Source organism: Rhodanobacter sp. OK091 (genome assembly GCF_900142825.1).
Taxonomy (GTDB): domain Bacteria; phylum Pseudomonadota; class Gammaproteobacteria; order Xanthomonadales; family Rhodanobacteraceae; genus Rhodanobacter.
Genome location: NZ_FRCH01000002.1, coordinates 527064 through 547631, shown reverse-complemented (window position 1 = coordinate 547631; position 20568 = coordinate 527064). Strand labels below are relative to the sequence as shown.

Genomic DNA, 20568 nt, shown 5'->3' with positions numbered 1-20568 from the left:
CGCGATCGAACAGAAGGCCGCCGCAAGGCGGCCTTCTGCTATGTGGCTATTGTGTGCGGTTACCGTGTGCGGCTATGGCGCAGCGGGTTTTGCCTTCGCGCCCATCACGCGAAGACCCGGCCGCTGCCGCGCGAGCTTGCGCAGCAGCTCGGCAAACGCCTGCAGGTCGTCGTGCCACGGCGAGGCGTCGCGCCAGTACAGCGCGATCTCGCGGCCCGGCGCCTGCCCTTTGAGTTTCGCCAGCACGATGTTCGGCATCGAGGCCAGCCGTTCGTGTGCCAGCGCCGGTACCAGCGCGTAGCCGCCGCGCAGGCTGACCAGCGCAGCGAGACTTTCCAGGCTGACGTCCTGCACATGGCCACGCTCGCTGCCATCGATGTCGAGACCCTCCGCATGGCTCTCGGCCATCAAGGTCGCCTCGGCGGGATCGAGCTGGTCCAGCGCGATGCTGCTCTGACCCGCCAGCGGATGATCGGCACGCAGCATCAGCTCCCATGGCTCGGCGAACAGCGGCCGCATTGCGATGCCGCTGACCGCCGGCGCCGGTGGCGCCAGCACGGCATCGAGTTCGCCCTCGTGCAGGCGGCGCAGCAAGCCGCGCGGCTTGCCTTCGGAAATGCCCAGCGTGGCACCGGGAAAATGCTGCGGAAACGGCGCGATCAGGTGCGGCAGCAGATACGGCCCCAATGACGCCGGCACGCCGAGCCGCAATTCGCCGCCGAAGGCGACCGCACCGGCACGGGCCACCTGCTGCAGGTGTTCACCCGCGGCGAGTACGGCGTCGATCTGCTGCAACAGCCGCTGGCCGCCGGCGGTCGGCACGATGCTGCGGCCGCCGCGTTCGAACAGCGGCGCGCCCAGCGCCTGCTCCACCTTCTGGACCTGATGCGACAGCCCGGACGGACTGATGTGCATGGCCCGCGCTGCGCTGTTGAAACTGCCGTGGCGATGCACCGCCTGAACCAGCGCGAGATCACGCAGCGAGACGGCCGAGAGGGTGGTCGAAATCATCGAACGCTGCATGTTATCAAAGGCGTTTGTGTGCGGCGGGCATCGGGCTCATCCTGTGCGGCGAAGTTCAGCTACAAGCGTTGGCGCAGTTTACTCGCGGCACGGCCGAATCACGATCGCACGCATCACGCGCAACCTCGCCGCAGCACGACGTTTGGGCGATAATTGCGTTTTTGCCGGGCCGGCGCGAGCACCCATCGCCTACGTTCAGCCATCCCAGCCGCAGGATTCAGCCAGGAGCACGTCCCCATGAAAGACACCTTTTCCGTACACGACACCCTCGAGGTCCATGGCAAGCGCTACGCCTTCGCCAGCCTGGCCAAGCTGGGCCAGCGCTTCGATCTGAAGCGGCTGCCGTATTCGATGAAAATCCTGCTGGAGAATCTGCTTCGCCACGAGGACGGCATCGACGTGACGGCGAAGGAGATCGAGGCGGTCGCCATGTGGGACTCCAAGAAAGAGCCCGACACCGAAATCGCCTTCATGCCGGCACGCGTGCTGCTGCAGGATTTCACCGGGGTGCCGTGCGTCGTCGACCTGGCTGCGATGCGTGACGCGATGAAGGCCCTGGGCGGCGACCCCACCCTGATCAACCCGCTGTCACCCGCCGAGCTGGTGATCGACCACTCGGTGCAGGTCGACGTGTTCGGCAGCGCCGACGCGCTGGAACGCAACGTGGACATCGAGTTTCAGCGCAACCAGGCACGCTACAGCTTTCTGCGCTGGGGCCAGAAAGCACTGGCCGATTTCAAGGTGGTGCCGCCGCGCACCGGCATCGTGCATCAGGTGAACCTGGAACATCTGGCCCGCGTGGTGATGGGCAGCGAAGTCGACGGGCAGCTGTGGGCTTACCCGGATACCGTGTTCGGCACCGACTCGCACACCACCATGGTCAATGGCCTGGGCGTGCTGGGCTGGGGCGTCGGCGGCATCGAGGCCGAGGCGGCCATGCTGGGTCAGCCTTCGTCCATGCTGATTCCGCAGGTCGTGGGCTTCAAGCTGTCCGGCCGCCTGCCGGAGGGAGCTACCGCCACCGACCTGGTGCTCACCGTGACCCAGATGCTGCGCAAGCAGGGCGTGGTCGGCAAGTTCGTGGAGTTCTTCGGTCCGGGCCTGCAGCATCTGGCGCTGGCCGATCGCGCCACCATCGGCAACATGGCACCGGAATACGGCGCGACCTGCGGCATCTTCCCGATCGACGCCGAGTCGCTGAAGTACCTGCGCCTGTCGGGCCGCAGCGATGAGCAGGTTGCGCTGGTCGAGGCGTACGCCAAGGCCCAAGGCCTGTGGCACGACGAAAACAGTGCGCACGCCGAATTTACCGCGACGCTGGCGCTGGACCTGGCCGACGTCAAGCCGTCGATGGCCGGCCCCAAGCGCCCGCAGGATCGCGTGCTGCTGACCGACGTCAAGCAGAACTACCGCGACAACCTCGACAGCACCACCGTCAAGCGCAACGGCGCCGAAGCGCGCTTTGCCAATGAGGGGGGCGGCACCGCCGTGGGTCACGACAAGAGCGAGGCCGCACCTGGCCAGCATGTGTCGATGAACGGTCAGCAGTTCCACGTCAATGACGGCTCGGTGGTGATCGCCGCGATCACTTCGTGCACCAATACGTCCAATCCGGCGGTGATGCTGGCCGCCGGCCTGGTGGCCAAGAAGGCTGCCGCCAAGGGCTTGAAGTCCAAGCCGTGGGTGAAGACCTCGCTGGCTCCGGGCTCCAAGGTGGTCACCGACTATCTGGAAAAGACTGGCCTGCTGACCGAACTGGACAAGCTCGGCTTCTACCTGGTCGGCTACGGCTGCACCACCTGCATCGGCAACTCCGGTCCGCTGCCGCAGGAAATCAGCAAGGCGATCAGCACGGGCGACCTCACCGTGGGTGCGGTGATCTCGGGCAACCGCAACTTCGAAGGCCGCGTGCACGCCGAAGTGAAAATGAACTACCTGGCCTCGCCGCCGCTGGTAGTGGCCTATGCCCTGGCCGGCTCGCTCGACGTGAACCTGAGCACCGATCCGCTGGGCCAGGACCAGGATGGCAAGGACGTATTCCTCAAGGACATCTGGCCGACCAACCAGGAAATCAGCGACTTGATGGCCAGCGCGGTCACCTCGGAAATGTTCGAGAAGAACTACGCCGACGTGTTCAAGGGCGACGAACGCTGGAGCGGAATCGCCTCGCCGGACGGCGCCCTGTACGCCTGGGACGAAGCCTCCACCTATATCAAGAACCCGCCCTACTTCGACGGCATGACGATGGCGCTGTCCCCGGTCGAGGACATCCACGCCGCGCGCTGCCTGGGCATGTTCGGCGACTCGATCACCACCGACCACATCTCGCCGGCCGGTTCGATCAAGAAGGATTCGCCCGCGGGTCGCTACCTGATCGAGCGCGGCGTGCAGCCGATCGACTTCAACTCCTACGGCTCGCGTCGCGGCAACGACGATGTGATGGTACGCGGCACCTTCGCCAACATCCGCATCAAGAACCAGATGCTGGACGGCGTCGAGGGCGGCTTCACCCGCCACATTCCCAGCGGCGAGCAGCTGGCGATCTACGATGCGGCGATGAAGTACAAGGCAACGAAGACTCCGTTGGTGGTGTTCGCGGGCAAGGAATACGGCACCGGTTCCTCACGTGACTGGGCGGCCAAGGGCACCTTGCTGCTGGGCGTGAAGGCGGTGATCGCCGAGAGCTTCGAGCGTATCCATCGTTCCAACCTGGTCGGCATGGGCGTGTTGCCTTGCACGTTCAAGGATGGCCAGAACGCGCAATCGCTGGGCCTGACCGGCAACGAGAGCTTCGACATCACCGGCCTGGACAACGGCAACGCGAAGGAAGCCACAGTCACCGCCACCGCCGCCGACGGCGGCAAGAAGCAATTCACCGTGAACGTGATGCTGCTGACCCCGAAGGAACGCGACTTCTTCCGTCACGGCGGCATCCTGCAGTACGTGTTGCGCCAGCTGGCCGGCAGGAAAGCCGCCTGAGTTTCAGTGCGATCCTGCGACAAACGGAAACCGCCCCGAATTCGGGGCGGTTTTTCTTTGCGAAAAAAAACCTACATCGCGTGCTTCCAGCTAGCCGTATAACAGCGCCACTTGCCGTCGTCCTTGCGCCACGCCGATTCGACTTCGTAGAGGCCCAACTGGTCAGGCAGCAGCTTGCCGCCGCTGGTCAGCGTGACCGTGAACGTGGCCACCATCCGCTCGCCGCGATGCTCGATCGATACCGGCCCCATCGTCACGCCGATGTGTTCACCACGCAGCGCAAGCAGCCTGACCATGTTCGTCAACTCACGCCGGTCCAGCTCACCGGCATTGCCGTCGAAGTCGTTGCTGAGCGGCGTACTCACGTCGCTTGCCGCGCCGGCTTCAGCGGCCTGCGCGACTGCGGCGATCGACTCGCGCACCTGTTGTTCGTCCGGCATGTGCCGGCAGCCCGACAAGGCCAGCGCCCACAGTGCGAAAACGGTCAGCAGGCAGGCGTTTTTTCTCGATCGGATCATGGCTGGAGGTCGCTGCAATGCGGCTTGCCGCTGTACGCGGGCGTATGCTCAAATGAACCACATACCTGATTCAGGATGGCCCTATCCATGATGGACGTCGTCGCCATCCAAAGTCCATCCATCCTCGATCAGCGATCATCCACACAGGGAACCCAAGCATGAGCATTGAACGTCCGTGGCTGGATCACTATCCAACAGGCGTGCCCAGCCAGATCGACGTCAATACCTATGCCTCGGTACCCACGGTGTTCGAGGAAGCGTTCAAGCGTTTTCGCGAACGACCCGCCTTCGCGAATTTCGGCCACCGGCTGACCTATGGCCAGATCGACGAGATGAGCCGGCAGTTCGCCGGCTACCTCACCGGCGAACTCAAGCTCGGCAAAGGTGATCGCATCGCGATCATGATGCCGAACGTGCTGCAGTATCCGATCGCCCTCTTTGGTGCCTTGCGCGCCGGCCTGGTCGTGGTCAATACGAACCCGCTGTATACCGCACGCGAACTCAAGCATCAGCTGGAGGACGCCGGCGCCAAAGCCATTGTGGTGCTGGACAACTTCGCCGCGACGCTGCAGCAAGTCGTCGCGGAAACCCATGTGCAGCACATCGTCACCACCGGCTTAGGCGACCTGCTGGGTGCGAAAGGCGTGCTGATCAACTTCGTGCTCAAGCATGTCAAGAAGATGGTGCCGGCGTTCGACCTGCCGCAGGCCGTGCGTTTCCGCGATGCGTTGAAGCATGGCGCGCCGCATCCGCTGCAACCGGTAGCGCTGGGCCACGATGACATCGCCTTCCTGCAGTACACCGGCGGCACCACGGGTGTCGCCAAGGGAGCGATGCTGACCCACGGCAACATGATCGCGAACATGCTGCAGGCCGGCGCCTGGATCGGCGCCAATGCCAAGCCCGGTGAGGAAGTGATCATCACCGCGCTGCCGCTGTATCACATCTTTTCGCTATGCGCGAACGGACTGGTGTTCACCCGCCTGGGCGGCCTCAACTGGCTGGTCACCAATCCGCGCGACATGCCCGGCTTCGTCAAGGAGCTGAAACAATCCGGTTTCACCGCTCTGACCGGCGTCAACACGCTGTTCAACGGCCTGCTCAACACACCGGGCTTCGCCGAGCTGGATTTCTCGAAGCTGCACCTGACCCTGGGCGGCGGCATGGCGGTGCAGCGCGCCGTCGCCGAGCGCTGGAAAAAGACCACGGGCTGCACTTTGGCCGAGGCGTACGGGCTGACCGAAACCTCGCCGGCGGTCTGCATCAATCCACTGGACCTGAAGGAATACAACGCCTCGATCGGCCTGCCGGTGCCGTCCACCGATGTGGCGATCTGGTCGGAAGAAGGCCAACCGCTGCCGACCGGCGAAGTGGGCGAACTGATGGTGCGCGGCCCGCAAGTGATGAAGGGATACTGGCAGCGGCCGGACGAGACCATCAAGGTGCTCGGCGACGATGGCTGGCTGCATACCGGCGACATCGCGAAGATGGATGCCAACGGTTATTTCTACATCGTCGACCGCAAGAAGGACATGATCCTGGTGTCCGGTTTCAACGTGTATCCGAACGAGGTCGAGGATACGGTGATGGCGCACCCCGGCGTGCTCGAAGTCGCTGCGGTCGGCGTGCCGGACGAACATTCCGGCGAAGTGGTGAAGTTGTTCGTGGTGCGCAAGGATCCGACTCTGACGGAAGATGCGCTCAAGCAGTTCTGCCGCGAGAATCTCACCGGGTACAAGCGACCCAAGTTCATCGAATTTCGCGATTCACTGCCCAAGAGCAACGTGGGCAAGATCCTCCGCCGCGAATTGCGCGACGAGAAAAAAGTCTCCGCCTGAAATCTCGCCCGATACCCTAAAGCAAAAACGCCCGCGTTCATGCGGGCGTTTTATTACGGGGGACACCACACGCTCAGCCGTTTTTCCAATACTCGAGAATATCGGCGTAACCACCCAGCAGATTCCACAGCGGAACCTGTTTGTCCTCGGGAATGCGGCTGTACGAAAAACCGATGTGATGATCGGAAATGCGCGCGACGACGGCCTCCAGATGTATGTGAAGGTCGTGCCCGAAGATCATGTCGAGCACCCAGCTCTGCCCCGTTTCACCGGACCAACCGAGGGGACGCCGCAACAACGCACCCGTGGCCGAGATATCGACCAGTTCGGTCGGATGCGACTCGCCGTGCCGGCTCATCAGCACCGTCGTCTCGATCTGCATGCGCGCCGGACGCAACTGTTCCGGTGCGCCGTCACCTTGTCCATTTTTGCCGATCGTCATCAGTTCTACCGTCCATTTGCGTTTACACCTGTCGCTGGCAACGACGCGATGTCCAGCAACAACCTTGAAACCTTTCTGCCGCATCATCAAGCGATTGCAGCACATCTCGCGCGCATGGCCCGTGTACGTCATCCGCTGCGCACATGCTGGCTGCGATGGCCAGCCTTACCAAGCAACCGTCATGCCAGTCGGGTTGCCATGCATGCACAGCACCGCAGATTCATCCCGCCCCTATCCGCGTTTCCGCTTCTAAGAGCTATGGCCATCCGGAGCAGGCCTGATCAACGAGCCTAATCAACCGGATATCTCACGAATCGACAGAAGCGTCTGAGCTGCCGGATTCCACGATGTCCGCGTTTCCACGCACGGCCCTGCCGCATATCGTCACATTAGGTCACATGCCGCCCCAGCAGCGCCGCGTATCCCATTTGACTGGCCCAGTTCGGCTGGCGCGCCGACCGACGCGATCCGCCTATTGTGCCTGTCGCGAACACCGTCATGAAACCAGCCGCCGCGCGGCATCGCATCCCCCAAATGACACCCCGACGCAAGCCGATGTCCGAAGCAGCCCCGCTGGACTTGCCCGCGGCTAGCCGCTACTCTTCACCTGCGCATGGCTGCATGAACAGCGTCTGCCGAGCACTTTCGGCGACCCATGGCTTCCATTCGATGGCTCTCGAACCGAACAGTGAATAGTCAGTGGCGTTGCTCTTCGCCACTTTTGACTTGCGCCCTTGCCGTGGCTGACAACCCGGAATGGCGTGCGATGGCCGCTTGCGACCTGCCTGATCGAACCACCACCGAGTGGCTTCATCTCGCCCGTGACGATGGCACCCGCCGCACCTCGGCTGAAGATGTGAAGAACTGCAGTACCCCGGGAACACTGCCTCACCGTCGTGTTCCGAGCGCGGACGTTCCACATGTTGTTGTGATGTGTGAATGATTCCGATCGTGTTGAACGCACTGCCAGCCGCTGAAGGCGGCCTCATGACATGCATTGATGAGCACTGAGCCAGTCGAGCCACAGAGCCTGGTCACCGCACCGCAGGATGCATTCGCGTCGGTACCGCAACAGCAGGAAATGCCACTGGCGATCGTGCGCGGTCAGCCGATGCTGCAGATGCCGCAGGATCTGTACATACCGCCGGATGCGCTCGAGGTGATCCTGGAGGCTTTCGAAGGTCCATTGGACTTGCTGCTGTACCTGATCCGCCGGCAGAACCTGGACATCCTGGATATTCCGGTCGCCGAGATCACCCGGCAATACATGACCTACATCGAGCTGATGCGCGATGTGATGCGGCTGGAGCTGGCCGCGGAATACCTGCTGATGGCCGCGATCCTGGCCGAGATCAAGTCGCGGCTGCTGCTGCCGCGACCGCCGGCCGAGGAAGGGCTGGAAGAGGACCCCCGTGCCGAACTGGTGCGGCGCTTGCAGGAATACGAGCGGTTCAAGCGTGCCGCGGAAGACATCGAAGCCCTGCCGCGGCAGGAGCGCGACAGTGTGGTGGTGCATGCCGAGGTGGGCGAGCGCAACGTGATCAAGTTGCCGCCCCCGCTGGAGCTGACCGAGCTGCTGCTGGCGCTCAAGGACGTGATGCACCGGGCCGAACTGTTCGGGCATCACGCGATCAAGCGCGAAGCGCTCAGCGTGCGCCAGCGCATGGGCGAATTGCTGAGCCGGCTCGACGACGACAGTTTTCATCGCTTCGAGAGCCTGTTCGACATCAGCGAGGGGCGCCTCGGCATCGTGGTGACCTTCCTGGCGATGCTGGAGCTGGCCAAGGAGATGCTGGTCGAGATTGTCCAGGAGGAGCCGCTGGCGCCGATCTATGTAAAGGCGAAGGCGAGCCACTCCGAAGAATCCGCCGAGTTACCGGCGGACGATGCACAAGCAGGCGAATCGGCACTGATCGAATCGTCCGGCGAATGAACGACACCCACTGAGCGGTACCGATCCAACCGGCATCCGAACCCAAGGTTATGCAGATCGAGCAACTCAAACCCATCATCGAGGCCGCCTTGCTGGCCTCCACCCAGCCGATGACCGTCCATCAGCTGGGCGACCTGTTCAATGAAACCGACGAAGTCGATCATGGCCAGATCGCCAGAGCGCTGGAAGCGCTTGGCGAAGATTGTGCCGGTCGCGGCATCGAGCTGAAGGAAGTCGCCTCCGGTTTCCGTTACCAGGTGCGCCAGGACGTGCATCCGTGGATTTCGCGGATGTGGACCGAAAAGCCCAGCCGCTATTCGCGCGCCTTGCTGGAAACGCTGGCGCTGATCGCCTACCGCCAGCCGATCACTCGCCCCGAGATCGAACAGATCCGTGGCGTGGTGGTGTCCTCCAACATCATCAAGACGATGGAGGAGCGCGAGTGGATCCGCGTGGTGGGTTATCGCGACGTGCCCGGCAAGCCGGCGCTGTTCGGCACCACCCGTGCGTTTCTCGACTACTTCAACCTGAAATCGCTGGACCAGCTGCCGCCGCTGTCGGAAATCCGCGACATGGAAGATCCGCAGTTGCGCTTCGAACCGGAACCCCTGCCCGCCCGCATCATGCGCGACCTGCCGATCGATCCGGACGATGAGGAGGCACCGACCGATTCCACTTTGGAATTCGACGACGACGGTGCGCCCGACACCGAACACCCGGCATCTGCGGACGCCGCCGATGCTGAAAACACCAAAACCGCGACCGACGCCGACGCGCCAGCCGCTTCCCCCGAGTCCGACGAGCCTGGCTCCGACACGAGCCCACTCACCGATAACCCGATTGCCACTGCCGATGAGGCAGCGAACCCCGCCGCGGATGTCGAACCCGACACCGCCGAGCAAGACACCGAGGAGTACCGCGCATGACTGCGCCACAGAAATCCGTTTTATCCCTGAAACGCGAACCACGCATCGACAACGACGCGCCCGCGCTGGAAGAGCGCCTGCACAAGGTGCTGGCCAATGCCGGTCTCGGCTCGCGCCGCATGCTTGAAGTGCGCATCCAGTCAGGCGAAGTCGAACTGAATGGCAGCCCCGCCGAAATCGGCATGAGCGTGCACGCTGGCGATCGCGTGGTGATCGACAGCAAGCAATTCGTCGTCGCCACCGACAGCCGCGACGACACCGAGGTGCTGATCTACCACAAGCCCGAAGGTGTGCTGACCACCCGCGACGATCCCGAAGGCCGCCCTACCGTGTTCGAGCAGCTGCCGCGCCTGAAGGGCGCGCGCTGGGTCGCCGTCGGCCGTCTCGACATCAACACCACCGGCCTGCTGCTGCTCACCACCGACGGTGAGCTGGCCAATGGGCTGATGCATCCCAAGAGCGGCCTCGAGCGCGAATACCTGTGCCGCGTGCATGGCGAGGTGCCGGACGAGATCATCGAGCGGCTGAAGGCCGGGGTGGAACTGGACGACGGCCCCGCCCGCTTCGACGAGATCGCCGTGATCAGTCGCGGCGGCAGCCACAGCTGGTTCCGCGTGGTCATCCGAGAAGGCCGCAACCGCGAAGTGCGCCGTCTGTGGGACTCGCAGGGTTTCCTGGTCAGCCGCCTCAAGCGCATCCGCTACGGCAAGATCGAGCTGCCGCGCAACCTGCGCCGCGGCGAATGCGAAGTGCTCGATGCGGAAAGCGTCAAGGAGCTGCGCCAGACCACTGGCCTCGGCGCGCCGCAGCCGGTGCTGACGCTGAGCCCGGTACTGCATCAGCGCCGTGCCAACCGCAGCGTCACCGAATATCGCCCCGAACGCGGCACCAGCAATGCCTGGACCGGCGGCCAGGACGAGGCACGCGAATTGCGCGCGTACGACCGCATACGTGAGGAACCGACCCGTGGCCGCAAGCCGCCGCGTCGCGATGGCAAGGAAGTCAACGGCAACGTCGCTCGTCCCGAACGCAATGCGGGCGGCAGCAGGGGGCGGCGCGTGGCGCCGGGCCAGGAACTGCCGTCGGTGCGTACCTGGTTTGCCGGTGAAAGCCGCGATGGCAGCGGTCGTCCTGGCACACCGCGCGGCAACGCCGGCGGCGGCGCAGCGGGCAATCGTCGTCCGGCCGGCGGCAAGCCGTTCGGCGCCCGTACGGGTGGCGAAGGCCGTACTGCCGGCGGCAGCCCGTATAGCGGCTTTGGCGGCGAATCACGCGGCGCTGCCGGTAGTACGGGCAACCGTGCGCATGGTGCACGGCCTGCGCATAGCGGTCGTCCGCAAGGCCAGGGTCAAAACCAGGGCAATCGGGCACAGGGCAATCCCGCACACGGCAACGCCAGGCCGCAGGGCATGGGCGGTGCGCGTCCGCAAGGCCAGGGTGGCAACCGTCCGCAAGGCGCGGGCCGGCCGCAAGGTCAAGGCGGCAACCGCTCGCACAGCGGCGCACGTCCCCAGGGCCACGGCGGCCCTGCCGGCGGACGCCCGCCGGGCCGCGGCGGCAATCGTTCGGGCAATCGCTGAGCCAAAATTCAGCATGACGGATCACTGACCGATGGTGCGCATCTACCACAACAACCGCTGCTCCAAGTCACGCGCCACGCTGGCGGTGCTGGAGCAGCGCGGCGGCGAGGTCGAGGTGATCAACTATCTCGACCACCCGCCGAGCGCCGCCGAACTAAGCGTGCTGCTGAAGCAGCTGGGCATGACGGCGCGTCAGTTGCTGCGTACGGGCGAAGCGGAGTATCAGTCGCTGGGGCTGGATGATCCTGCGCTCGACGATGCATCGCTGATAGCTGCGATGGTGGCGCATCCGAAACTGATCGAACGCCCGATCGTGGTCGCCAACGGCAAGGCTGCACTCGGACGGCCGCCGGAAGCGGTGCTGGCGATACTCTAGGAGCCCGCTCGCGGGCGATGCTCTTGCTCTGAATTTCCCTACCCAACATCAAAGCGAAAGCATCGCCCGCGAGCGGGCTCCTACGCGTTCGTCGTCGGATCAGGCATCGTCAATCCACATCGAGCGAAAACGCGTCGGCATCCATCCATGCGGGAAAGCGTTCGCGATGTGCCAGCAGCGGAGCGGGATCAAGCATGATCGTCACCACCTGTTCCTGTGGCCCCAGCTCGACCAGCGGCTCGCCGACTGGATCGATCACCGCGCTGTCGCCGGCATAGGGAATATCGTTGCCATCCACGCCGACCCGGTTTACCCCGATCACATAGCTGAGGTTCTCGATCGCGCGGGCACGCAGCAGCGTACGCCACGGCTGCCGACGCGGCGCCGGCCAGTTCGCCACGAACAGGGCCAGGTCGTAATCCATGCCTCCGTTGGCGGAGGCCAGCCGGCGATTGCGCAGCCACACCGGAAAGCGCAGGTCGTAACAGACCTGCGGCAGGATCCGCCACCCCTTCAGTTCCACGATCAGCCGCTCATTGCCGCTGCCGTAACGGGTATGTTCGCCGGCCATGCGGAACAGGTGACGCTTGTCGTACTGGGCAAAGCTGCCGTCAGGCTGCACCCACAACAAACGGTTGTAGACGACGTCGTTCTCGCGGATCGCCAGGCTGCCGCAGATCACCGTGCGCATCTCGATCGCCAGCGCGCGCAGCCACGCCACACCTTCGCCGTCCATCGTTCCGGCGCTGGCGCGGGTGTCGTTGCTGAAGCCGGACAGGAAGGTTTCCGGCAGCACGATCAAATCGCTGCCGGTTGCCTGGCGCACCAGCGTGCCGTAGTAGTCGCGATTGGCCGGCGCGTCATGCCAGCGGGTGGCACCCTGCACCAATGAAACGCTTAAAGCTTGCATAGCCGCTCCGCCGCCGCATCCATCGTGGCATCGCTCTTGGCAAAGCACAGCCGCAGCAGGCGGGTGCCCGGTGCGCTTTCATAGAACGGCGTCAACGGAATCGCCGCCACGCCGCCATGCTGCACCAGCCACTTGCTGAAAGTGAGATCGTCTTCGTCACGGATCGCCGAATAATCGACCAGTTGGAAATAGCCGCCCGGTACGTCGAGCAGCTTGAAGCGCGACGGTTGCAGCAAGCCGCGGAAGCGATCGCGCTTGGCCTGGTAGAACGCCGGCAAGTCCAGATAGTGCTCGGGGTTGCTGGCCATGAATTCGCCGAACGCGACCTGCGCCGGATGGAATGTGCAGAACGTGAGGTATTGATGCACCTTGCGGAACTCGGCCGACAGCGCTGCCGGCGCCACCGCGTAGCCGACCTTCCAGCCGGTGCAGTGATAGGTCTTGCCGAACGAGGAGACCACGATGCTGCGCTCGGCCAGTTCAGGGTGGCGCAACACACTCTCGTGTTGCGCGCCGTCGTACACGATGTGTTCGTACACCTCATCGGACAGCACCACGATGCCGGTATCGCGCACGATCGCCGCCAGCTCTTCCAGGTCGGCCGCCGACAGCACCGCGCCGGACGGATTGTGCGGGCTGTTGATCAGGATCATCCGCGTCTTCGGCGTCACCGCATCGCGCACGCGCTGCCAGTCGACCGCGAACGCCGGCACGGTCAGCGGAATATGCACGGCGCGCGCGCCCTGCAGCTCGATCGCCGGTTCGTAGCAGTCATAAGCCGGATCGAACACGATCACTTCCTCGCCTGCGCGCACCACCGCGGCAATCGCTGCGAAGATCGCTTCGGTGGCGCCGGACGTGACGGTAATGTCGGTGTCGACGTTGAGCTTGCGGCCGTACAGCTGTCCGACTTTCAACACGATCTGTTCGCGCAGAGCCGCCGTACCGTGCATCGGCGCGTACTGGTTGCGGCCTTCGTTCATGGCGCGGGTCAGCGCGTCGCGCAGCCCTTGCGGTGGTTCGAAATCGGGAAAGCCCTGCCCCAGGTTGACCGCCTTGTGCTCCAGCGCCAGATGGCTCATCACGCTGAAGATGGTGGTACCGACTTTCGGCAGCTTGGTTTCGATCATCATCATTCGGCCGTTTGGATGTCCATAAAGACTCAAGCGTAGCGTATCGGCGATGCGGCGCGCATCACGACCGCGCGTCACGGCCGCACATCACGATTTGGGCAGGTCTTCCAGCGGACGCTGCTTGCATTGCTCGTGCTTCAGCAACGTGGTGGCCGGCAGCCGCTCGGCCAGGAAATCGACCAGAGCACGCACGCCCGGCAGCATGCCGCGCCGGCTGGGATAGACGAAGTGCATGGTGCCCTCGGGCATGCTCCATTCCGGCAGCACCACTTCGAGTTCGCCACGGGTGATCGCCGGCGCGCAGACGAACTCCGGAAGTAGCGCCACACCCATGCCGCGACGGGCGGACTCCAGCAGCACGGCAAAATCGCCGGTGATCAGGCGCGCGTGCACCTCCACGTTGACCTGCGTACCGCTCGCATCGATCAGCTCCCACACCTGCGCGCCCTCATGTTCGCGCATCGACAGCGCCGGCAGCTTCGCCAGCTCATCCGGCTGGGTCGGACGCCCTTGCGCATTCAACAGCGCCGGACTGGCCACCAGTTTGGTACGCGACTGACCGAACGTGCGGACCACCAGGTTCGCATCGGTGTCCAGCTTGTTGCGCACGCGAATCGCCAGATCGTAGCCTTCACCGATCACGTCGACCCGGCGGTCGCCTGATAGCAACCGCACCTGCATCTTCGGATACATCGCCAGAAAATCCGGCAGCAAATAGGCCAGTACCGTCTGCGCCAGCGACACCGGACAGCTGAGACGCACCATGCCGCGCGGTTCGGCACGCAACTCGTCCACCGCATCCTGCGCCGCCTGCGCCTCTTCCAGCACCGCACGGCAATGCGCGTAGAAACGCTCGCCGACTTCGGTCACCACAAAACGCCGCGTGGTCCGCTGCAGCAGGCGCACGCCGAGCCGCTCTTCGAGCTGGGCCACCCGTTTGCTCAATCGCGATTTAGGTACGCCCAAGGCTCGGCCCGCAGCGGAGAACCCGCCGTGTTCGACCACCGCTGCAAAGAAGTACAAGTCATTGAGGTCCTGCAAGGCCCCGCCCAATACGGTCATTATTGTTTCCTATGAAGAACGATAAGTCTCGATACGCCAGACTTATCGCCACATTGTTCCAAATATATCCTGTTTGCATCGCCGGTTAACCGGCCCAACCAGGAGCCTCATCATGAAACTGTTGCATATCGATTCCAGCGCACTGGGTGGTTACTCGGTTTCGCGCCAGCTGACCGCCGACATCGTAGCCGAGCTGCAGCGCAATACACCGGCCACCACGATCCAGTACCACGACCTGGCGGTTCAGCCGCTGCCGCACTGGACGCCAGTGGCCGACGCCAGTGATCCGGCCGCTGTACTGGGCAGCCAGATGCTGGAGGAATTCCTCGCTGCCGATGTAGTGGTGATTGGAGCGCCGATGTACAACTTCGCCATCTCCAGCCAGCTCAAGGCATGGATCGATCGCATCCTGGTCGCCGGCAAGACTTTCCGCTACACGGCAAACGGCCCCGAGGGATTGGCCGGCGGCAAGCGGGTCATCGTTGCTTCCAGCCGCGGCGGCTTCTACGGCAAGGACACCGCTGCTGCAGCCATGGACTTCCAGGAGCCCTACCTTCGTGCCGCACTCGCTTTCATCGGCATCAACGACATCGAATTCGTGCGGGCCGAAGGCATCGCCGTCGGCGATGAGCAGAAGGCGCAGGCATTGAAATCGGCGCGCAGCACCATCGACACGCTGGTGGCCAAGGCCGCCTGATCCACGTCGCCCGCAGACGCCTTCCTCATCCGTAGAAGACGCCCCTGCAGTTGATCACCGCGAACCGAGCTACGACAAGGGCCAGCCTGAGTGCTGGCCTTTTCGTTGGCGAGTGCGGCCATTTGAGCCGCTGCCACCAGCTCGTGCAGCGGGGCCGCCCGCCTGAAAAACGACTCATCGACGACTCCAGCGACAAGCGTCGGAGCGGCGCATAGGCCATCAGTCATGTTGCGAATTGGCGCTTTGCCTATTGACGGCTTAAAACTCGGTGTTATAGTTCACTACAACACCACCTAACGAGTTCACCAAGGAGGCATGTCATGAAAGCGCTCAACCTGCTCCCCAGCGTCGCCGCCGTCCTCTTCACCTTTGTCAGCCTGAGTGTCGTCAACTACAACGTCGACGTTCAGCCCGCCACAGGCAGCAAGACCAGCGCGACCAAAGTCATCGAACTGGCGCCGGTCAACGTCCATCCCAGCGCCGCCGAGTTGCGCGCCGCTGCCTTGCTGGCTGATGTCGACATCAGCGCCATCGCCACGATCCCGTCGATGACCCACAACGACGGAACCGGCGCGTCCGGGCCGCTCAGTCTGCTCGGGTCGCCATTGGCCATGCCCTACTATTCGTTTGGCAAAAAGTTCGGCCGTATCACCAAGGAATAAAACATGACCATTACCTGGAACGACAGCGTCCCGATCTATCGCCAGCTGCAGCAACGCGTGGTGGCGATGATCCTGGACGGCGCCTTGAATGAGGGCGACCCGCTGCCGTCGGTACGCCAGGTGTCGGCGGATTATCAAATCAATCCACTGACAGTATCGAAGGCGTACCAGGAACTGGTCGACGAACAACTGGTTGAAAAAAGGAGGGGTCTGGGCATGTTCGTCATCGAAGGCGCTCGTGAGGCGCTGCTGAAATCCGAACGCGAGCGGTTTCTGCGCGAAGAGTGGCCCGTGCTGTTCGCACGGCTGCAACGGTTGGGGCTGGACCTCAAGACGCTGTTGCGCGAGGCACACGCCGACAAGGATCCAACCAACAAGGAGGAGCAATCATGAGCGCGGTGATCACGGCCAGTGGCCTGACCAAGCGGTACAAGTCGGCGCTGGCGCTGGACAACGTCAGCTTCCAGATCGCGCCCGGCCGCATCGTCGGCCTGATCGGTCCCAACGGTGCCGGCAAGACCACCGCACTGAAGGCGATCCTGGGTCTCACCGATTTCACCGGCGATCTCAATGTGCTGGGTTTCGATCCGCGCAAGCAGCGTGGCAAGCTGATGGGCGATGTGTGCTTCATCGCCGATGTGGCGGTATTGCCGCGCTGGATCCGCGTGCACGAGGTAGTCGATTTTGTCGCCAACGTGCATCCGCGCTTCGATCGCGCCAAGTGCGAAGCATTCCTGGCCCGCACCAAGCTCACGCCCAACCAGCGCGTGCGGCAGATGTCCAAGGGCATGATCGTGCAGCTGCATCTGGCTCTGGTGATGGCGATCGACGCCAAGCTGCTGATCCTGGACGAACCTACCCTGGGTCTGGACATCCTCTACCGCAAGCAGTTCTACCAGCACCTGCTGGAAGATTACTTCGACGAGAACAAGACGATCATCGTTACGACGCATCAGGTAGAGGAAGTCGAGCACATCCTTACCGACCTGATGTTCATCCGCGACGGCAAGATCGTGCTGGATGCCGACATGGACGCAGTCGGCGACCGCTTCATCGAAGTGATGGTGGGTGCCGACAAGGCCGACACGGCCCGTGCGCTGAAGCCGCTGGATGAGCGGCAAGTCTTCGGCAAGAGCATTTTTCTGTTTGACGGCGCGAACCGCGCGGCGCTGGAGCAGCTGGGCGAAACCCGCCGCCCCTCCATAAGCGATCTGTTCGTTGCCACCATGAAGGGAACCTACGCATGAAAACCTCAGCCTGGAAAACCATGTACTGGCTGGTGAAGCGCGAATTCTGGGAGCATCGGGGCGGCTTCTTCTGGGCCCCCATCATCACCGGCGGCGTATTTCTGCTGCTTAACATCATGGGCATCATCGCCGCCGAGGTCATCGGCGCCCAGCACGGCATCAACTTCGGCGCCAGCGGCGGCCTGCGACACGTCATCGCCGAGATGGACACCGGCGACCTGAGCAAGGTCGGATTTGCCCTGGACATGGCGATGTACTCGGCGATGGGCCTGCTGATTGTCGTACTGGGCTTCGTGGTGTTCTTCTACTGCCTCAGTGCGCTATATGACGATCGCCGCGACCGCAGCATCCTGTTCTGGAAGTCGCTGCCGATCTCCGACACCAGCACCGTACTGTCCAAGATCATCAGCGCCACCATGCTCGCGCCTATCGTCGCCGTAGTCACCGGCATCATCGTGGGCATGCTGCAGTTGCTGATTCTCGCGGTCACACTGTCTTTCCACGGCGTGAACGTATGGCAGCTGCTGGTGCTGGCCCACCCGTTCCGCGTCATGGCCAACCTGATCGGCTACATCCCGCTGTATGTGCTGTGGGCGCTGCCTTCGGTGGGCTGGCTACTGCTCTGCTCGGCCTGGGCACGCAACAAGCCTTTCCTGTGGGCCGTGGCATTGCCGGTGGCAACCGGCCTGCTGGTCAGCTGGTTCGGCATCATGGGACTGTTCGATCTGCCGACTATCTGGTTCTGGAAGAACATCGTGCAGCGTGGCCTGTTCAGCGTCTTCCCCGGCACCGGCAGCGTGTTCGGTCACCAAGGCGACATCGCAGTCACCGGCAACCAGGGCATGGACTTCATGGATCTGGGCAACACCTACCAGCTATTGGCATCCGCCAACCTGTGGATCGGTGTGGCGGTCGGCCTGGGCCTGCTGGCCGGTGCGATCTGGTTCCGCCGCTGGCGCGACGACAGCTGATTTCCGACCGAATTCAAGATTAAGGAGAACACTCATGAAGCCCACTACTCTCAATGCGCTCGCCCTGGTCTTGCTGCTGCCGCTGGCCGCTTGCGGCCAGTCCAGGCAGGCCGACACCCAGCCAGGCGTCGCCGATAACGTGACCCAGGCGATAAAGGACGCCGACGAGAAAACCTCCCCGTCGATGATTTCCGGAGAAATCCAGAAAGCGATGCAGGAGGCCAAGCAGGAGTTGGCCACCAAGAACATCGACGTGGACAGCGTCCACTTCGGCGATGGCCAATCCAGGGACAAGGACTCGCATTCCAAGGCCCAGATCACACCGCAGGGCGAGTTGCTGGTCGAGGGCAAGAAGGTGACGGCCACGCCGGCACAGCACGCACTGCTGCTCGACTATCGCCAGCAGATCGTCGGTATTGCCGAAGCCGGCATGGACATCGGCGCAGAAGGCGCCGACCTGGGCGTCAAAGCGGCCAAGGAGGGGGTATGGGGCGCACTCACCGGCAAAAGCGACAAGGACTTCGAAGCGGCCATCAAGCCGCAAACCGACAGGATCCAGGCCGCTGCCGCCAAGTTGTGCCTGCGAATGCCCGACCTGCTCTCCACGCAGCAGAAACTGGCCGCAGCGATGCCGGAGTTCAGGCCTTACGCAACCATGCAGCAGAAGGACGTGGATGATTGCGGCAAGGACATGAAGGACAAGAACGGCAAGAAAGGCTTCGCCACGTTCTCCGATTGATCCGGGAAACCACTGCCCGCGTGCGCGGTGCAGCGAGGGGTTGGGGCCGCAATGGCACCCCACCCCTCGCTGCACGGCCTCACGAGGAAGGGAGCCGATTCAACCGCCACCGCCCTCGCCGTGGATACCGCCCCTGGTGAGCGCCATCGGATCGAGCAGCTTCTTCAGCTCCTCTTTCGACAGTCCAGTGGTCTCCAGCGCCACTTCCATGATCGGCCGGTGCTGCTTGTACGCCAGCTTGGCGGTGGCCGCACCCTTCTCGTAGCCGATCACCGGGTTCAGTGCGGTAACCAGGATCGGGTTCATCGCCAGCGCCTGATCGACCCGCGCCGTGTTGACCTTGAAGCCGGCAATTGCCTTATCTGCCAGCAGCACGCTGACATTGGCCAGTATCCCGATCGACTGCAGCAGGTTGTGCGCGATCAACGGCAGCATCACGTTGAGCTGGAAGTTGCCGGACTGGCCGGCGATGGTGATGGAGGCGTCGTTGCCGATCACCTGCGCGGCAACCATAGCGGCCGCCTCCGGAATCACCGGATTGACCTTGCCCGGCATGATCGATGAACCCGGCTGCAGCGCTGGCAGCTCGATCTCGCCCAGCCCCGCCAGCGGACCGGAATTCATCCAGCGCAGATCGTTGGCGATCTTCATCAGTGCCACCGCCAGCGTCTTCAACTGCCCGGACAGCTCCACTGCCGCATCCTGCGAAGCCATCCCCTCGAAATAGTTTTCCGCCGACTCGAACTTCACGCCGGTCAGCTTTTTCAGTTGCTGCGCCACCGCCGGACCGAACTTTGGATCGGCGTTGATACCGGTGCCGACGGCCGTACCGCCCTGCGGCAACCGACGCATGCGTTTCAGCGCATCCTCGATGCGTTCGATCGCCGAGCCGATCTGTGCCGCCCAGCCGGACAACTCCTGCCCGAAGGTGATCGGCATCGCATCCATCAGATGCGTGCGACCGGTCTTGGGGGTATTCCTCAGCTCGCGGGCGCGCTTGTCTATCGTCTTCTTCAGATGCTTCAGAGCCGGCAGCAACTGCTCGCTGGTGGTGAGCGTGGCACTGACGTGGATCGCGGTAGGGATCACGTCGTTCGAGCTCTGGCCGTAATTGACGTGATCGTTGGGATGCACCTTGGTGCCACCCTTTACCGCCAGATGCGCGATCACCTCGTTCGCATTCATGTTGGTGCTGGTCCCCGAACCGGTCTGGAAGATGTCGATCGGGAACTGCGCGTCGTACTGTCCATCCGCTACCGCCAGCGCCGCTTTGCGGATCGCGGCGGCCTGATTTTTCTTCAGATGGCCCATCGACAAGTTGACCTCGGCCGCGGCCGCCTTGATCAATCCCAGCGCGCGGATGAACTGGCGCGGCAGGTGCAGCCCGGAAATCGGAAAATTGTCGATAGCGCGCTGAGTCTGCGCGCCGTACAGCGCGTCGGCAGGTACCTGCAATTCTCCCATGCTGTCGCGCTCGGTGCGAAAACCACTCATGACCGGATTCCTGAAGTTGACCAATGCCCAACTATAGG

19 protein-coding genes are annotated in these 20568 nt (G+C 63.4%); 12 read left to right on the top strand and 7 right to left on the bottom strand.

All coding sequences use genetic code 11. The features are described 5' to 3' along the window. Positions 1-72 precede the first annotated feature (72 nt). Positions 73-1023 (bottom strand): LysR family transcriptional regulator, encoded by a 951-nt coding sequence (locus BUA26_RS12030; RefSeq protein ID WP_072761016.1) that lies wholly within the window; start codon positions 1021-1023, stop codon positions 73-75. Positions 1024-1260: 237 nt separating this feature from the next. Here BUA26_RS12030 and acnA point away from each other — a divergent pair, with 237 nt between their 5' ends. Then, positions 1261-4002, top strand: a complete 2742-nt coding sequence (acnA, locus tag BUA26_RS12025) for an aconitate hydratase AcnA (RefSeq protein WP_072761014.1) — start codon at positions 1261-1263, stop codon at positions 4000-4002. A gap of 71 nt (positions 4003-4073) precedes the next feature. On the opposite strand, the gene BUA26_RS12020 is transcribed toward acnA, so the two are convergent. Next, positions 4074-4520 carry a hypothetical protein gene (locus BUA26_RS12020; protein ID WP_072761012.1) on the bottom strand — a complete coding sequence of 149 codons (447 nt, stop codon included), beginning with the start codon at positions 4518-4520 and terminating at the stop codon, positions 4074-4076. 158 nt (positions 4521-4678) lie between these two features. Between BUA26_RS12020 and BUA26_RS12015 the strand changes: the two genes are divergently transcribed. Beyond that, the gene (locus BUA26_RS12015; RefSeq protein ID WP_072761009.1) at positions 4679-6358 is read left to right on the top strand and encodes an AMP-binding protein; all 1680 of its coding nucleotides are present in this window, start codon (positions 4679-4681) and stop codon (positions 6356-6358) included. Between the two features lie 73 nt (positions 6359-6431). Here BUA26_RS12015 and BUA26_RS12010 read toward each other — a convergent pair whose 3' ends face one another. Beyond that, complete coding sequence (locus BUA26_RS12010) at positions 6432-6800, bottom strand: PilZ domain-containing protein (RefSeq protein WP_072761559.1); 369 nt, start codon at positions 6798-6800, stop codon at positions 6432-6434. Positions 6801-7800: 1000 nt separating this feature from the next. Here BUA26_RS12010 and BUA26_RS12005 point away from each other — a divergent pair. Genes BUA26_RS12005 through arsC form a run of 4 tightly spaced genes read left to right on the top strand, consistent with a single transcriptional unit; the run spans position 7801 to position 11615 of the window. Then, positions 7801-8733, top strand: coding sequence for a segregation and condensation protein A (locus BUA26_RS12005; RefSeq protein ID WP_072761007.1), 933 nt, complete (start codon positions 7801-7803; stop codon positions 8731-8733). Positions 8734-8783: 50 nt separating this feature from the next. Continuing rightward, positions 8784-9659 (top strand): SMC-Scp complex subunit ScpB, encoded by an 876-nt coding sequence (scpB, locus tag BUA26_RS12000; RefSeq protein ID WP_072761005.1) that lies wholly within the window; start codon positions 8784-8786, stop codon positions 9657-9659. Then, positions 9656-11239, top strand: a complete 1584-nt coding sequence (locus tag BUA26_RS11995) for a pseudouridine synthase (RefSeq protein ID WP_072761004.1) — start codon at positions 9656-9658, stop codon at positions 11237-11239. Before scpB ends, BUA26_RS11995 begins: the two co-directional genes overlap by 4 nt. Positions 11240-11270: 31 nt before the next feature. Next, positions 11271-11615, top strand: coding sequence for an arsenate reductase (glutaredoxin) (gene arsC, locus BUA26_RS11990; RefSeq protein WP_072761002.1), 345 nt, complete (start codon positions 11271-11273; stop codon positions 11613-11615). A 109-nt stretch (positions 11616-11724) separates the two neighbouring features. On the opposite strand, the gene BUA26_RS11985 is transcribed toward arsC, so the two are convergent. The 3 genes from BUA26_RS11985 to BUA26_RS11975 all read right to left on the bottom strand — a co-directional run bounded on the left by BUA26_RS11985 (position 11725) and on the right by BUA26_RS11975 (position 14720). Then, positions 11725-12525 carry an amidohydrolase gene (locus tag BUA26_RS11985; protein WP_072761000.1) on the bottom strand — a complete coding sequence of 267 codons (801 nt, stop codon included), beginning with the start codon at positions 12523-12525 and terminating at the stop codon, positions 11725-11727. Continuing rightward, positions 12513-13655: a pyridoxal phosphate-dependent aminotransferase gene (locus tag BUA26_RS11980; protein ID WP_072761558.1), complete on the bottom strand. Its 1143-nt coding sequence runs from the start codon at positions 13653-13655 to the stop codon at positions 12513-12515. Before BUA26_RS11980 ends, BUA26_RS11985 begins: the two co-directional genes overlap by 13 nt. 90 nt (positions 13656-13745) lie before the next feature. Then, positions 13746-14720 (bottom strand): LysR substrate-binding domain-containing protein, encoded by a 975-nt coding sequence (locus tag BUA26_RS11975; protein ID WP_072760998.1) that lies wholly within the window; start codon positions 14718-14720, stop codon positions 13746-13748. A 112-nt stretch (positions 14721-14832) separates the two neighbouring features. On the opposite strand from BUA26_RS11975, the gene BUA26_RS11970 reads away from it, so the two are divergent. The 6 genes from BUA26_RS11970 (at position 14833) to BUA26_RS11945 (ending at position 19036) form a co-directional block, all read left to right on the top strand. Next, positions 14833-15417 carry an FMN-dependent NADH-azoreductase gene (locus tag BUA26_RS11970; RefSeq protein ID WP_072760996.1) on the top strand — a complete coding sequence of 195 codons (585 nt, stop codon included), beginning with the start codon at positions 14833-14835 and terminating at the stop codon, positions 15415-15417. A gap of 320 nt (positions 15418-15737) precedes the next feature. Then, on the top strand, positions 15738-16079 hold the full coding sequence (locus BUA26_RS11965) for a hypothetical protein (RefSeq protein WP_072760995.1): 342 nt from the start codon (positions 15738-15740) through the stop codon (positions 16077-16079). Between the two features lie 3 nt (positions 16080-16082). Next, positions 16083-16472, top strand: coding sequence for a GntR family transcriptional regulator (locus tag BUA26_RS11960; protein ID WP_072760993.1), 390 nt, complete (start codon positions 16083-16085; stop codon positions 16470-16472). Continuing rightward, positions 16469-17326, top strand: a complete 858-nt coding sequence (locus BUA26_RS11955) for an ABC transporter ATP-binding protein (RefSeq protein ID WP_072760991.1) — start codon at positions 16469-16471, stop codon at positions 17324-17326. The genes BUA26_RS11960 and BUA26_RS11955 overlap by 4 nt, the downstream gene beginning before the upstream one ends. Beyond that, positions 17323-18297: an ABC-2 transporter permease gene (locus tag BUA26_RS11950; protein ID WP_072760989.1), complete on the top strand. Its 975-nt coding sequence runs from the start codon at positions 17323-17325 to the stop codon at positions 18295-18297. The genes BUA26_RS11955 and BUA26_RS11950 overlap by 4 nt, the downstream gene beginning before the upstream one ends. 34 nt (positions 18298-18331) lie before the next feature. After that, positions 18332-19036 carry a YggN family protein gene (locus BUA26_RS11945; protein ID WP_072760988.1) on the top strand — a complete coding sequence of 235 codons (705 nt, stop codon included), beginning with the start codon at positions 18332-18334 and terminating at the stop codon, positions 19034-19036. A 99-nt stretch (positions 19037-19135) separates the two neighbouring features. On the opposite strand, the gene BUA26_RS11940 is transcribed toward BUA26_RS11945, so the two are convergent. Beyond that, complete coding sequence (locus tag BUA26_RS11940) at positions 19136-20530, bottom strand: class II fumarate hydratase (RefSeq protein WP_072760986.1); 1395 nt, start codon at positions 20528-20530, stop codon at positions 19136-19138. Between the last annotated feature and the right edge of the window lie 38 nt (positions 20531-20568).